The organism is Alteromonas sp. ABV2_168, assembly GCF_056161165.1.
In genome coordinates this window covers 33,099-48,249 of sequence record NZ_JBSWYQ010000014.1, presented here as the reverse complement: position 1 = coordinate 48,249, position 15,151 = coordinate 33,099, and the positions used below count along the sequence as shown (strand labels likewise).

The window sequence follows — 15,151 nt, the reverse complement described above, 5'->3', positions numbered from 1 at the left end:
CATTTCTGACAGGATAGCTATGTTTAAAAGATTCCTTATACTTTGTACTGTGTTGACGCCATCGGCAGCAGTTCTGGCTCAGTCCGGAAACGCTGACCTCCCTGACTGGCAAAATCCGCAGGTTTTACAAAAGAACCGTCTCGCGCCACGGGCGCATTTTTTCGCATTCTCAAAAGATCCCGGGAAATTTGTTTCAACGCCCTGGGATAGCAATGATTACCTGTCTCTTAATGGCACATGGCAATTTAAAATGGCGGAAAATCCGCAGGCCGCGCCGGATGATTTCATGCGCCCTGACTACGCTGAAAAAGGCTGGGGCGAGATCCCTGTACCGGGAAACTGGGAACTAAACGGCTATGGATATCCGAATTACGTGAATATCCGCCTCGATTATGGTCCGGAAACGCCTTCTGGCCAAATCCCTTCCGAAAATAACTCCACCGGTTTATATCGCAAGCACGTTACCTTGCCGGATGACTGGACCGGTGATCGTGTTGTCGCTTATTTCGGCGCAGTTAAATCTTCTTTTTCAATCTGGGTAAACGGCGAGTACGTGGGTTATTCCCAGGATTCAAAAACCGCCGCCGAATTTGATATTACTGACAAATTAAAAAGCGGCGATAACCTCATTGCGCTGAAAGTGCATCGTTGGTCTGACGGCACGTATCTGGAACTGCAGGACATGTGGCGGTTATCCGGAATTGAACGGGATGTGTATCTGTATCGCACGCCCAAAGAACAACATATCCGCGATATTGAAGTCGTGTCCACACTGGATGACAGTTACCAGCAAGGTGTACTTTCTCTGAGCACCGATATAGAAACCGATTCTGACGTCACGTTGTCACAGTGTAATGTCAGCTACCGTCTGCTGGACGATGACAAGCTGGTCTGGCAGGGCGACGGGGAAGGTGCTGACTGTTCGGCGTCAGCCACTCTTGCCAATGTGCAGAAGTGGACGGCTGAAACACCGAATTTGTATGATCTGCAAATTATCGCCGGCGAAGGTGAAACAGCACAATATGCCTGGCAACGCATCGGCTTCCGACGCAGTGAGCTGAAAAACGGCAATGTGTTGATTAATGGTGAGCCTGTTCTTATTAAAGGCGTAAACCGTCATGAGCATGATCCTCGCACCGGTCACGTAATCACCCGTGAATCGATGCGCCGCGACATATTATTGATGAAGCAACACAATATTAATGCCGCCAGGAATTCACATTATCCGAATAATCCTGCCTGGTATGAACTGGCTGATGAGCTCGGACTATACCTGGTTGACGAAGCGAATCAGGAAGCTCACGCGTTCGGTGCCACTGATAGTAATTACGATCCTGAAAAACACATCGTGAACAACCCTACATGGAAAGACGCCTTTCTTGACCGCGTTCGCAACATGTATGAAGCCAGTAAAAACCATGCTTCGGTGGTAATTTTGTCTGTTGGCAATGAAACCGGTGATGGCCCGAACACCGAACAACTTTATCACTGGCTGAAAACCCGCACCGATCGTCCGGTTATGTCAGATCAGGCGCGCACCAAATCTCACACCGACATGTACGCCAAAATGTATGCGTCTATTCCGCTGCTGGAAAATTATGCGCTGTCAGATCCAACCCGTCCGATGATCCTTTGTGAGTATGAACACGCAATGGGCAACTCGGTGGGCGAACTTTATGATTACTGGCAGGTTATTCGTAAATACCCGGCGCTTCAGGGCGGCTTTATCTGGGACTGGGTTGATCAGACTATCGAAACAACTGATAAGAATGGCAACACCTATCTGGGGTACGGCGGTGACTTCGAACCTGAAGGCGTTTACCACGATGAAAACTTCAGTGCGAACGGTGTAATGAATGCGAATCGCGAACCGCATCCCCACGCTGAAGAAGTGAAATATGTCTATCAGGATGTGGAAGTATCGTTTGCTGGTAGCAGCGAGCGTCAGGTCAGGGTGTTCAACCGCCGTTACTTTACCTCGCTGAATGATCTTTCATTAAACTGGACGCTGGAGGAGGACGGCAAAACAGTGGCTCAGGGCGACATTGATAATTTAGATATCGCTCCGCAACAGTCAGGCACGTTTACGCTTCCTGCATTTACCAGCAAAACCCGGGAAGGGAAGCGCTACTATCTGACGTTCCGATTCTATCCAAAGCAGAACAGCGAGCTTTATGCCAGCGATGTTGCGATAGCGACTGAACAGCTTCCATTGGCGATCAATGCTATGGCGGCCGCTCCGTCTCTCGGCGAAGGTAAATTACCAGCCGTGAACGCGGCGTCTGATGCCATTACTGTTACAGCCGGAAAGCAAGCCTTTACGTTTGATAAGCAAAACGGCTGGCTGAGTCAGTGGAAAGCAGACGGTGATAAACAGTTGGCATCCCCTATGGTGCCGTGGTTCTGGCGGGCACCTACAGATAACGATTTTGGTGAGAAGTATCCAGAAAAAGCAAAGGTATATCAGAAGCTTTATGAAGACGCGACACTGACTTCGATTTCCTCCGGAAAAGAGGGAAACCGGATTGTTATCAACACTGAACATGCACTACAAGCAATAGAAAGCCGTTACTTCACCCGCTATGCCATTGCCGGCGACGGTACAATGGAAGTCAGCGTGAATTTCTATGCGGCCGCGCACAAGAAATACCCTGAGTTGCCGCGCATTGGCTATCGTCTGGAGTTAATTGGAGAGTACGACGAGGTTAGCTGGTTTGGTAAAGGGCCCCACGAAAATTACCGGGACCGGAACCACTCGGCTGTGTTTGGTCGCTACTCACGCTCTGTTGAACAGTTAGGTCACGACTATGCCCGACCGCAGGAGAATGGTCATCGTGCCTTTGTGTATCAGGCAGACTTCAGCGGTGGTGATGCGGAAGGTTTCAGCGTATTCGGTGAACCAACATTTGGCTTTAACCTGGCGAAAGACAACCTGTTTGATTATGACCAGTTCGAAAAGCAGGGGCTTCACGGCTATCAGATCCCTGAGTCTGAAAATACGTTCCTGTATATCGACTACCGCCAGCGCGGCGTAGGCGGCACTAACTCCTGGGGAGAGTCGCCGCTGTATCGCTACACGCTGCCATGGCGTGATTATCAGTACAGTTTTGTGCTGAAGCCTTCTGCGAATTAACAAACGAGTAGATTGAGAGCGTTTGTAAGTAGTTTTCTAGGCTCCAGCTAAAAATTTTAAGCCCGCTAAAGCGGGCTTTCGTTTATCTGCGGATAAGCTGAACTTGTTCTAAAAATTACTTAAGTACATGATTAAAATAAATAATTATACACATCACGCATGATAACTGGAATTATCATGCGTGATGAATTCATAGATGAAAAGTACCTGTTTGCAAGGAGTCTGTATATCTATCCAGTATCTCGAAAATATTTGAATATCTCTGATTTCAGGCTTCGTACAAACGTTCAAGTGCCTGGTGAATGATTCAATAAAGAACTTTTGAAACAATTCAAATCAAGCCATCACACGCAAAACATCAGATTTACAGTAATTACCACATAACACCATTTTGCCGATATATTGGCACATCCACAGTTTATCGTATGGATCAGATTTACTTATACGGCGTTTACCGTGTATGAGTCTGGTAATGTCCGGAAAGCTCTTATCGGCATTAAACTTGGAAAACTCTTAAAATCCGGCAGCGCAGATTCTGACAAGCTGTTGGAAATTCATACTTCAAAAGTCATGTTTAACGCCTGAAAACGAATCGTGCGCTACGTGAAATCTGCAAGGTTTGTGGTCGCAATTTTTCTCAGATTTCACGTAGCGCCGCGTAACAATCAGGCACTTTGTTAACCAAAAATCCGCACATGCGGAGAATATCAATTTAGATAAGCTGCATGCTGAGTAATAGAAGGCTTTCAGGGAATCAAAAGAACGCTGAAGTCTGGTGTCAGAAGTTTCATTTATCGTAGACAACGGTAACGGCAATGGAAATGGAAATGGAACTAAGCCACTGTAAATCGCTAATACAAGCGAAAGGAGCATGTGAAGCATTCGTTTCAAATGCTTTCTGTTGGTGCGCATGATTCCTGCAGATATGTGAACCGCAACGAAAGGCCAACGAGCACAAAGCTGCACGGCTGTGTATTAGCCAATATCTCAACAGCCGGAAGCGACACTGTGCCGCCCCAATCCGCATTAACACTTAATTACGCATAATGTATATTTACTAGTCTGCCCTTGGGGACACAAAATAAGGACTCTTTTTGCGGATTTCTATGCCGTATTTTGATGCCAGTTCTTTGGCATGTCTGTAGTACGTTTCCCTGCTCATCAGAAAATACGGGTCAAACCCTAATAGCCATGTGATGTACGTCCCTCTTAGCCTGCAAGGCATGCGGACCAAAAGTAACTGTTGTTCAGTGGTTAAAGTGACGGGTTTATTCATCTCATTTTTTTGCGCATTTTTTGCTATGTAAATTTAGATGTTATGCGTAACCTGCTTAATAGCAAAAATAACACCTTTGGAAAATAATAAATTGGGTTATCATCAGATTGAATTAGATTTTACTTTTTGATGGCTTTCCAATGATTAAGCTATTGAATAATATAACTAAAAATATAATTGCTTAAAAAATCTACAGATTTGAAGGATAACCAGTAGTAAACTAGTTTTTCAGACAAAAAAAGAGGAGATATTTATAGATAATGACTCTAAATAAAGAGAAGCTTCGAGAGTTTAATGTTTCAGGAACGGCAATTCGATGAACATATTAAACCACGAAGCTTTGATAACGCTGTTTTTAAACGATACGCGTACTTACTACGCTCTCTTAGCTCTGATTCTAGCATTACGTCTGTGTAAACTGCTAGAGTCTTACATAAAGCGAAAAGAGAAATAATGTACAAAGGTCCTCAATATGAGGGCTTTTTTATGCCGCTTGCGGCATGTAGTGAGCTTTGCGAACGGTAGCCCTGCGATACTGAACAAAGGTACTATCCAAAATCGGACATCCCTGTTCTAAAACGGACATTAGCCCATCCTTGTCCTGCTAAACCAAGTTGCAGTGCATGAGCGACCTATCGAAAATCGGCTTTAAAGATAGTTCGTCCGTGCCACTGGCTTTAAGATTCTGGTTGTTTACTCTGTTCAATGAGTTTAGCAATTTCAACATCTGGGTCGAGCCCTTGCTCCTCATAAATCTTGCGGATCACTTCACCTCGGGGGTCTGGATCCTTTTTATAAATAGCATCAATCTTATCGATAAATTCTTTGTGGTCTTTAACTTCACGCCACACAATGACAGCTGTTCTCATGTCCATACCAGAACGGTAATCGATTGAGGCAATGAAATCCTCCAATGACATAATTTCGTGCTCTGGTTTATTAAACAGGTCATTTGCAGAGCAGCCTAATGCTTCCATCACCTTTTTAAGCGTTGATGATTTAGGGTCTGTATCGTTGTTCTCAATCCGCGAAATCTGAGTTAGCTGAATGCCAGCAGCATTAGCCAACTCAGACTGTGTATAGCCTGCACGAAGCCTTAAAGCCTTTACATTTTCACCTATAGACATTGTTTCCATCCTGATTTACACATATAGATGAAATCATACACCACGTTTATGCAATGAAATTGTTGATTTGCTCTTTATGTGAATTTATATTTCACATATAGGCGTATTGACAGGTTTTAGGATGCAAACCAAATTCACCAAGTCGGGGAGTCTAGTAATACCCGACTTTAGTCTCAAAATGAGACTCTGCAGGATACAACACGATGATTGATTGGGTGCGTGCCACACTCCCGATCGTTCACGCTCCGCTTAATGCGGGCGAAGTGTTCTGCACGAATGAAAACGGTGAAATCGAATGGCGCACCCCAAAAAGAAAGCAAGCTGTCGGCAGCTATGAAAAGAAAATCTCTATCAAAAGCGTAGGCGCTGACGGGCAGGGAAACGCAACGCATTTATGGATAAGCGGCAACCCTGCCAAATTCCTTCAAGGCCATAACGTGTTTGGCTCAGATGACCTTACGGCTCTGGTGTACGACACGTTCAAAATCATCATCCGGCAACTTGGTCTGACACCGCAAATATCAGAGATCGCACAGATCCGTGATGGTGCTTACGACATCGGAATGATTGACGTAAATTACTCATTCGAACTTCCAACGAAAGCTGACGTTCTGGCATTTATACGTGCTATGGAATTTAAAGCGAAAACCCGTCATGGACGGCCATCTATGAAAGGAGGAACACTTTACTTCGGAAAAACCTCTGAGCGCTGGGCAATTAAACTGTATTGCAAAGCCGAAGAAATCAGAACTAAAAACGGACAGTTACCTGAGCCATTAACCAACCAAGGCATAGAAAACTGGGTAGACAATAAACTGCGGATTGAGCTCCGGTTACACAGAAAAGAACTGGAAAAGCTCGACTTAATTACCGCTAATAAAGTGACGTCTTCCCAAGTGAAAACCGTGTTTAACGAATACTTAGGTAGAATCGAAATGACTGATCAAATCCGCTTAACCAATGATGTCACGGCCAAGTTACCAAACAATTTAGTTGCCACTTATACCTTATGGACTGAGGGCCATGACTTACGCGAAATGATGTCAAAAGCCACATATTACCGGCAGCGCAAAGCGTTGATGGAGTACGGAATTAACATCGATTTACGGCCATGTGAACCGGCAACGACGAACGTTGTGCCGCTGTTCAGAATCCTTGAAGCGAAGCCAGCACAAATACCTGAATGGGCATACAGTAAACAGCTGATTCATCAATCAGCAAGGAATGCATTATGAAAATAGAAGCAGCAATGGACTATGCAAAGCACGCTGATACAGACAAAGAAACGGTGGCTTGTTTATGCAAATGGCGCGGCAAATACTGCGCGTTCAAACTTAGCTATGAAGTGGTTGAAGATGAAGAACCTGAAGATAATGGCCCGAGGTTCAGCATTGAATATGTTGGCGGTAGTTTAATAGATATGTATGAAGTCGAAGGCGATACATATACCGGTGCAGATCTCGATGCGTTACAGGATGACATGATTGAATCGGTGATAGACCCGGTAAATCTGGACTTCCAGATTTACCCGGCAACAACAGACGCAGAACTTATCCCATACATCTACAACGAACTGATGCCGGAATACATGCCGGCAATCGACACAGTAAAAGACCTTGATGTTTACCAGCATCAGGTCGACCGCGTATTACATCATCTGAAACAAAAGTGAGTGCAGCTGACGCTGCGCTGTGATGCCGCGCAGAGCCTGCGGCGCGCGAGCGAACAGAAGCAGCGTAACCAGAGGCAACGCTCCAATCCACATTAATACTTAATTGCGCATAATGTATATTTACTAGTCTGCCCTTGGGGACACAAAATAAGGACTCTTTTTGCGGATTTCTATGCCGTATTTTGATGCCAGTTCTTTGGCATGTCTGTAGTACGTTTCCCTGCTCATCAGAAAATACGGGTCAAACCCTAATAGCCATGTGATGTACGTCCCTCTTAGCCTGCAAGGCATGCGGACCAAAAGTAACTGTTGTTCAGTGGTTAAAGTGACGGGTTTATTCATCTCATTTTTTTGCGCATTTTTTGCTATGTAAATTTAGATGTTATGCGTAACCTGCTTAATAGCAAAAATAACACCTTTGGAAAATAATAAATTGGGTTATCATCAGATTGAATTAGATTTTACTTTTTGATGGCTTTCCAATGATTAAGCTATTGAATAATATAACTAAAAATATAATTGCTTAAAAAATCTACAGATTTGAAGGATAACCAGTAGTAAACTAGTTTTTCAGACAAAAAAAGAGGAGATATTTATAGATAATGACTCTAAATAAAGAGAAGCTTCGAGAGTTTAATGTTTCAGGAACGGCAATTCGATGAACATATTAAACCACGAAGCTTTGATAACGCTGTTTTTAAACGATACGCGTACTTACTACGCTCTCTTAGCTCTGATTCTAGCATTACGTCTGTGTAAACTGCTAGAGTCTTACATAAAGCGAAAAGAGAAATAATGTACAAAGGTCCTCAATATGAGGGCTTTTTTATGCCGCTTGCGGCATGTAGTGAGCTTTGCGAACGGTAGCCCTGCGATACTGAACAAAGGTACTATCCAAAATCGGACATCCCTGTTCTAAAACGGACATTAGCCCATCCTTGTCCTGCTAAACCAAGTTGCAGTGCATGAGCGACCTATCGAAAATCGGCTTTAAAGATAGTTCGTCCGTGCCACTGGCTTTAAGATTCTGGTTGTTTACTCTGTTCAATGAGTTTAGCAATTTCAACATCTGGGTCGAGCCCTTGCTCCTCATAAATCTTGCGGATCACTTCACCTCGGGGGTCTGGATCCTTTTTATAAATAGCATCAATCTTATCGATAAATTCTTTGTGGTCTTTAACTTCACGCCACACAATGACAGCTGTTCTCATGTCCATACCAGAACGGTAATCGATTGAGGCAATGAAATCCTCCAATGACATAATTTCGTGCTCTGGTTTATTAAACAGGTCATTTGCAGAGCAGCCTAATGCTTCCATCACCTTTTTAAGCGTTGATGATTTAGGGTCTGTATCGTTGTTCTCAATCCGCGAAATCTGAGTTAGCTGAATGCCAGCAGCATTAGCCAACTCAGACTGTGTATAGCCTGCACGAAGCCTTAAAGCCTTTACATTTTCACCTATAGACATTGTTTCCATCCTGATTTACACATATAGATGAAATCATACACCACGTTTATGCAATGAAATTGTTGATTTGCTCTTTATGTGAATTTATATTTCACATATAGGCGTATTGACAGGTTTTAGGATGCAAACCAAATTCACCAAGTCGGGGAGTCTAGTAATACCCGACTTTAGTCTCAAAATGAGACTCTGCAGGATACAACACGATGATTGATTGGGTGCGTGCCACACTCCCGATCGTTCACGCTCCGCTTAATGCGGGCGAAGTGTTCTGCACGAATGAAAACGGTGAAATCGAATGGCGCACCCCAAAAAGAAAGCAAGCTGTCGGCAGCTATGAAAAGAAAATCTCTATCAAAAGCGTAGGCGCTGACGGGCAGGGAAACGCAACGCATTTATGGATAAGCGGCAACCCTGCCAAATTCCTTCAAGGCCATAACGTGTTTGGCTCAGATGACCTTACGGCTCTGGTGTACGACACGTTCAAAATCATCATCCGGCAACTTGGTCTGACACCGCAAATATCAGAGATCGCACAGATCCGTGATGGTGCTTACGACATCGGAATGATTGACGTAAATTACTCATTCGAACTTCCAACGAAAGCTGACGTTCTGGCATTTATACGTGCTATGGAATTTAAAGCGAAAACCCGTCATGGACGGCCATCTATGAAAGGAGGAACACTTTACTTCGGAAAAACCTCTGAGCGCTGGGCAATTAAACTGTATTGCAAAGCCGAAGAAATCAGAACTAAAAACGGACAGTTACCTGAGCCATTAACCAACCAAGGCATAGAAAACTGGGTAGACAATAAACTGCGGATTGAGCTCCGGTTACACAGAAAAGAACTGGAAAAGCTCGACTTAATTACCGCTAATAAAGTGACGTCTTCCCAAGTGAAAACCGTGTTTAACGAATACTTAGGTAGAATCGAAATGACTGATCAAATCCGCTTAACCAATGATGTCACGGCCAAGTTACCAAACAATTTAGTTGCCACTTATACCTTATGGACTGAGGGCCATGACTTACGCGAAATGATGTCAAAAGCCACATATTACCGGCAGCGCAAAGCGTTGATGGAGTACGGAATTAACATCGATTTACGGCCATGTGAACCGGCAACGACGAACGTTGTGCCGCTGTTCAGAATCCTTGAAGCGAAGCCAGCACAAATACCTGAATGGGCATACAGTAAACAGCTGATTCATCAATCAGCAAGGAATGCATTATGAAAATAGAAGCAGCAATGGACTATGCAAAGCACGCTGATACAGACAAAGAAACGGTGGCTTGTTTATGCAAATGGCGCGGCAAATACTGCGCGTTCAAACTTAGCTATGAAGTGGTTGAAGATGAAGAACCTGAAGATAATGGCCCGAGGTTCAGCATTGAATATGTTGGCGGTAGTTTAATAGATATGTATGAAGTCGAAGGCGATACATATACCGGTGCAGATCTCGATGCGTTACAGGATGACATGATTGAATCGGTGATAGACCCGGTAAATCTGGACTTCCAGATTTACCCGGCAACAACAGACGCAGAACTTATCCCATACATCTACAACGAACTGATGCCGGAATACATGCCGGCAATCGACACAGTAAAAGACCTTGATGTTTACCAGCATCAGGTCGACCGCGTATTACATCATCTGAAACAAAAGTGAGTGCAGCTGACGCTGCGCTGTGATGCCGCGCAGAGCCTGCGGCGCGCGAGCGAACAGAAGCAGCGTAACCAGAGGCAACGCTCCAATCCACATTAATACTTAATTGCGCATAATGTATATTATGTTAAATTAAGAGTAGAAATACTATTGTTAATCAAACCCTTGTGAATACTGCCACATAAAATGAGATTTTCTGCCAGCACGAGATTTTTGTGTGACTACCACATGACTTACTTGTGTTTTTTAAACATAGTCACCTTAATAAGGATTCTTACTGCGACTTGTTCTATCAGAAGTATCTTGAAGCAAATCCTATAGCCGGAACAACAGGCTGTGAAAAATTAATCTCGTTTTAAGTGACAGTGAATTTCCAGAGAATTTATAACTCATTGATGCGTTGAAGTTGTCGCTGGCAGAGATTCTCAAATTAAGTGGCATTCGCCAGTAGCGACCATCTCATGGTCATAGATTTCGCTGCCATTTATCCTGTTTAACCGGTGATGATCGTAAAGCCGCTGATGCTTTTGCTGCTTTACGTTACAAAAGCGATACAGCTAACAAATAATAAAAGGCACACAACAACAATGAAACTTCGCCACCTCTGTTCTCTTGTCAGTTTACTCAGTTGCAGCGCATTAGCAGCCAGCACCACTGAGCCTGCCAAACCTGCATTTTCGGATATGGATGTTTTTGAGCTAGAATGGGCTTCTGCGCCTGAGATATCGCCTGACGGAAAGCATATCGTTTACCGCCGTAACGGTATGGATGTTATGTCCGATGCACGTACCGGTAATCTGTGGATGATGAATGCTGACGGCTCTGAGCACATGAAGCTGACAACGGATGATATCAGTGAAGGCAATGCCGTATGGTCGCCTGATGGCTCACGGATTGCGTACACCAGAAAGGGTCAAAACGGCGCTGAGATTTTTGTTTATCGCGTCAGGGATGGCAAAGTTGCAAGATTAACCGAACTTGAGCGTGCTCCATCGGGTTTAAGCTGGTCTCCGGACGGTAAAACGATTGCGTTTTCGATGCTGGTGCCGTCTGCACCGCCGGTAATGGTTAAAATGCCGGCCAAACCTGAAGGTGCCAAATGGGCGGATAATCCGCGTATTACTGACCGTCTGAAGTACGAACAGGACGGTCGGGGTTACATTGAGCCCGGGTTTTCGCATTTATTTGTGGTGCCGGCTGATGGTGGCACTCCAAGGCAAATCACCTCCGGCGATTTTCAGCATCGTGGTCAGCCTCAATGGACGCCTGATGGTCATAATCTGGTTTTCTCAGCAAACAGACAACCGGATGCAGAGCATAATTTCCGCAATACCGATATCTATTCTGTAGAAATAGAGAGCGGCACTATAAAGCAGCTAACCACACAAACCGGGCCTGATCACCACCCTGTCCTTTCGCCTGACGGCAAAAAAATTGCCTGGCTTGGCTATCCTGATAAATTGATGGCTTATCAGACAACCCGTTTGTACGTAATGGATGTTGACGGTTCTGATAAAAAAGAAATTGATTTAAAGCTGGATCGCTCTGTCAGCAATCCGGTCTGGAATAAGCAAGGGATCTATTTTCAGTATGATGACCATGGCAACACGAAAATTGCTGTTACCGGATTAAATGGCAAAGTTAAAAAACTGGCTGACAATGTGGGTGGAACCACCGTGGCAAGACCATATGGCGGCGGCAGTTTCAGCGTAAATAACAAGGGTGTCATTGCCTATACCCACACTACCCCTTACCGTCCTGCTGATGTTGCCGTGCTGGCTAAGAACGACGCAAAGCCTGAACTGGTGACCGGATTAAATGAAGATATTCTGGCCTACCGTAATCTGGGCCGCACTGAAACCGTATGGTACAAGTCTACCGCCGATGGCCGTGACATTCAGGGGTGGGTGACGTTTCCGCCTGACTATGAAGAAGGTAAAACCTATCCGTTGATTGTTGAAAATCACGGTGGCCCTATCTCAAATTACGGCGATCGTTTTTCTCCGGAAATTCAGCTCTATGCGTCAGCAGGCTACGTCGTGTTTTATCCGAATCCCCGTGGCAGCACCAGCTATGGCGAAGAGTTCGGAAACCTGCTGTTTAATAACTACCCCGGTGAAGATTATCAGGATGTCATGGACGGCGTTGATGAAATGATTAAACGCGGTTATACCAGTGAAGATCAGTTGTACGTTACCGGAGGCAGTGCCGGTGGCATTATGTCAGCCTGGATGATTGGTAAGAATAACCGCTTTGAAGCTGCTGCAGTCGTGAAGCCGGTGATGAACTGGATAAGCAAGTTGCTCACGGCAGATAACTACTATGGTTATGCTGATTACCGCTATCCCGGTCAGGTGTGGGAAAATCCCGAAACCTATTGGAAGTTCTCGCCGGTTTCTCTGGTCGGTAATATTCAGACACCGACGCTGGTAATGGTTGGTGATGCGGATATGCGTACACCGTTGTCTGAAGCTAAACAGTTATACAGCGCCCTGATTTTACGGAAGATTGATACCGCGCTGGTTGAAATGCCGGGGGCTTATCATTTCATTTCAAACCGTCCGAGTCAGATGATCAGTAAAGTAAAACATGTACTGGCCTGGTTCGAAAAATACCCCGCGGAAGCGGAGGCACCTGTTAAACAGGAAAAATAATCCTAATTGTTCTATTAACAGGCCGTTTGCTTCAGAGGCGCGGCCTTTTGTCTTATTCCGCATTGACTCCCCGCTGACTTCTTCGCATTATAGCCGCCTGATTGTCTATTGATGTTGCTATGAAAAAGTTTCTTCCTCTGTTAACGCCTGTTTTTTTATTTGCCTGCCAGCCTGAAAATAATATGGCCGGTTTAGACCGCGTTTATGTTACCCCGGTTACACTGTCCTGTGTGGCGGAAACGATTCAAAGTGAACCTTTTGTATCCGGGTTTAAAGCCACTGATGATGTGTTCCATTTTAATATTGATGGCTACGAAACCCGTATGCTGAATAAAACGCTTGGCGGCAAAATTTCCGGCTATGCCATGACAATAAATGGCATGCACAAGGGAGACGAACCCAATGCGTTCTATAAAATAGTGCGGGAATTTGAAACGCAAATCTATACCCATATTACAGAGCGTTGTTACGGAAGATCAAAGTCGTAAGGTTAGGATAAATATCCTTTTTATAGCCAAAAACACAGATAATCCGGTTAGGATACCTTTTAACATGGTGTAATTCTGTTCAGAATGGTATTTCACACACGCATTCAACCCGGAATTTCATCATGGACAGACCTTTTTCTTTTCTGCGTAAGTCGCTGCTCAGTGCGGCGATTGTCAGTATTTTCTCAGCGCCGGTATCTGCCGGCACCGAAGATGCTGTAAAACACATTCTTCCTGAATATCTTAAATACCTGACATTACCCAACGTAGCGAAAGAATCGCCGTCTGATATTAAAGCGGTGGCTGAATGGACCCGCGATACTTACCGGAAACACGGGCTGAATGCCAAGCTTCTTCCTGATGGTCAGACACCTATGGTATATGCCGAATACATGGAAGCAGGTGAAGATGCGCCGGTCGTCCTGTTCTATGCACATATGGACGGACAGCCGGTAAATCCGGAACAGTGGGATCAGGAAAGTCCGTGGCGGCCAGTGCTTAAAACCCTCGAAGGTGACAGCTGGCAAAGTAAACCTATGACTGCCCTCACCTTCACAACGGATCCTGACTGGCGCATTTTTGCCCGTTCAGCCTCTGATGATAAAGCACCCATTATGATGTTGCTGGCTGCTATTGATACATTGAAAGCGGAAAACAAAAAGCCGGCTGTGAATATCAAAGTGCTCCTTGATTCACATGAAGAAGGCGGGCCTCCTACCCTAATCGATGTGATTAACCGTAATAAAAACCAGCTTCAGGCCGATGGAGTCGTTATGCTGGACGGACCAATGCATCCGTCAAACAAACCTACACTGGTTTTTGGTCACCGTGGTGCTTCTATGGTGAGACTGACTGTATTTGGTCCGGCATCCGACAGCCATAGCGGCCATTATGGTAACTACGCTGCCAATCCGGCTTTCCTGCTGGCTGATTTGCTTGGCAAGATGAAAGATGATGATGGCCGGGTGACGATTCCCGGCTACTATAGTGCAGTTAAATTTGATGATGATTATGCCACCGCACTGGATGCCGTTCCCGCAGATGAAGCGGCTTTAATGAAGCGGCTGGGCATTGCAACAACAGAGAAAGTGGCCGGAAACTACCAGCGGGCAATTAACTACCCGTCTTTAAATATTAACGGGCTTTCTGCTGCCAGCACGGAAGCGACCCGTACCATTATTCCCGCTACAGCAACGGTGACAATGGATATCCGTACAACAAAAACATCGACTGCAGAACGTCAGATAAAACTGGTTAAAGATTTTGTTATCGCACAGGGCTATCATCTGGTTGAAGATGCGCCGACAGCGAAAGAACGGGCGGAATATCCCCGTATTGCCCGCTTTATCTCGCATACCGGAACGGCTGCATTGCAAACGCCCCTGGATGAACCATTGGGACAATGGGCATTAACAGCCTTGTCTCATGTCAGTGATTCTAAACCGGTTATTATTCCCATGATGGGAGGCACTGTACCTACCTCACCGCTGGTATCCGGTTTGCAAAAACCGGTCATTCTGCTTCCCCTTGTGAATGCAGACAACAACCAGCATGCACCGAATGAAAACCTCAGGCTGGGCAACTTCTTCAGCGGTACTGAAACCCTGTATCAAATGTTCACAACGCCGTTGACGCAGGATTAACAGATAAAAAAAAGACCGCC

10 protein-coding genes are annotated in these 15,151 nt (G+C 45.1%); 8 read left to right on the top strand and 2 right to left on the bottom strand.

Annotated elements, in window-relative coordinates; all coding sequences use genetic code 11:
• Positions 1–19 precede the first annotated feature (19 nt).
• Entirely contained in the window at positions 20–3,133 is a 3,114-nt protein-coding gene (locus tag ACXAH4_RS18380; RefSeq protein WP_474882922.1) for a glycoside hydrolase family 2 TIM barrel-domain containing protein, read from the top strand.
• Positions 3,134–5,086: 1,953 nt separating this feature from the next.
• Here ACXAH4_RS18380 and ACXAH4_RS18375 read toward each other — a convergent pair.
• Positions 5,087–5,536 carry a helix-turn-helix domain-containing protein gene (locus tag ACXAH4_RS18375; protein WP_474882921.1) on the bottom strand — a complete coding sequence of 150 codons (450 nt, stop codon included), beginning with the start codon at positions 5,534–5,536 and terminating at the stop codon, positions 5,087–5,089.
• Between the two features lie 203 nt (positions 5,537–5,739).
• Here ACXAH4_RS18375 and ACXAH4_RS18370 point away from each other — a divergent pair, with 203 nt between their 5' ends.
• A complete protein-coding gene (locus ACXAH4_RS18370) occupies positions 5,740–6,771 on the top strand; it encodes a phage/plasmid replication protein, II/X family (protein WP_474882919.1) in 1,032 nt (343 codons plus the stop codon).
• The gene (locus ACXAH4_RS18365; protein ID WP_474882917.1) at positions 6,768–7,208 is read left to right on the top strand and encodes a hypothetical protein; all 441 of its coding nucleotides are present in this window, start codon (positions 6,768–6,770) and stop codon (positions 7,206–7,208) included. The genes ACXAH4_RS18370 and ACXAH4_RS18365 overlap by 4 nt, the downstream gene beginning before the upstream one ends.
• Before the next feature lie 1,019 nt (positions 7,209–8,227).
• Here ACXAH4_RS18365 and ACXAH4_RS18360 read toward each other — a convergent pair.
• Positions 8,228–8,677 (bottom strand): helix-turn-helix domain-containing protein, encoded by a 450-nt coding sequence (locus ACXAH4_RS18360; protein WP_474882921.1) that lies wholly within the window; start codon positions 8,675–8,677, stop codon positions 8,228–8,230.
• Between the two features lie 203 nt (positions 8,678–8,880).
• On the opposite strand from ACXAH4_RS18360, the gene ACXAH4_RS18355 reads away from it, so the two are divergent.
• From ACXAH4_RS18355 to ACXAH4_RS18335, 5 genes are all read left to right on the top strand, one after another.
• Entirely contained in the window at positions 8,881–9,912 is a 1,032-nt protein-coding gene (locus ACXAH4_RS18355) for a phage/plasmid replication protein, II/X family (RefSeq protein ID WP_474882919.1), read from the top strand.
• Positions 9,909–10,349: a hypothetical protein gene (locus tag ACXAH4_RS18350; RefSeq protein ID WP_474882917.1), complete on the top strand. Its 441-nt coding sequence runs from the start codon at positions 9,909–9,911 to the stop codon at positions 10,347–10,349. The genes ACXAH4_RS18355 and ACXAH4_RS18350 overlap by 4 nt, the downstream gene beginning before the upstream one ends.
• Before the next feature lie 584 nt (positions 10,350–10,933).
• A complete protein-coding gene (locus tag ACXAH4_RS18345) occupies positions 10,934–13,000 on the top strand; it encodes a S9 family peptidase (RefSeq protein WP_474882915.1) in 2,067 nt (688 codons plus the stop codon).
• 119 nt (positions 13,001–13,119) lie between these two features.
• Positions 13,120–13,488 carry a hypothetical protein gene (locus ACXAH4_RS18340; protein ID WP_474844208.1) on the top strand — a complete coding sequence of 123 codons (369 nt, stop codon included), beginning with the start codon at positions 13,120–13,122 and terminating at the stop codon, positions 13,486–13,488.
• 122 nt (positions 13,489–13,610) lie between these two features.
• Entirely contained in the window at positions 13,611–15,131 is a 1,521-nt protein-coding gene (locus ACXAH4_RS18335; protein ID WP_474882914.1) for a M20/M25/M40 family metallo-hydrolase, read from the top strand.
• The last annotated feature ends 20 nt before the right edge of the window (positions 15,132–15,151 follow it).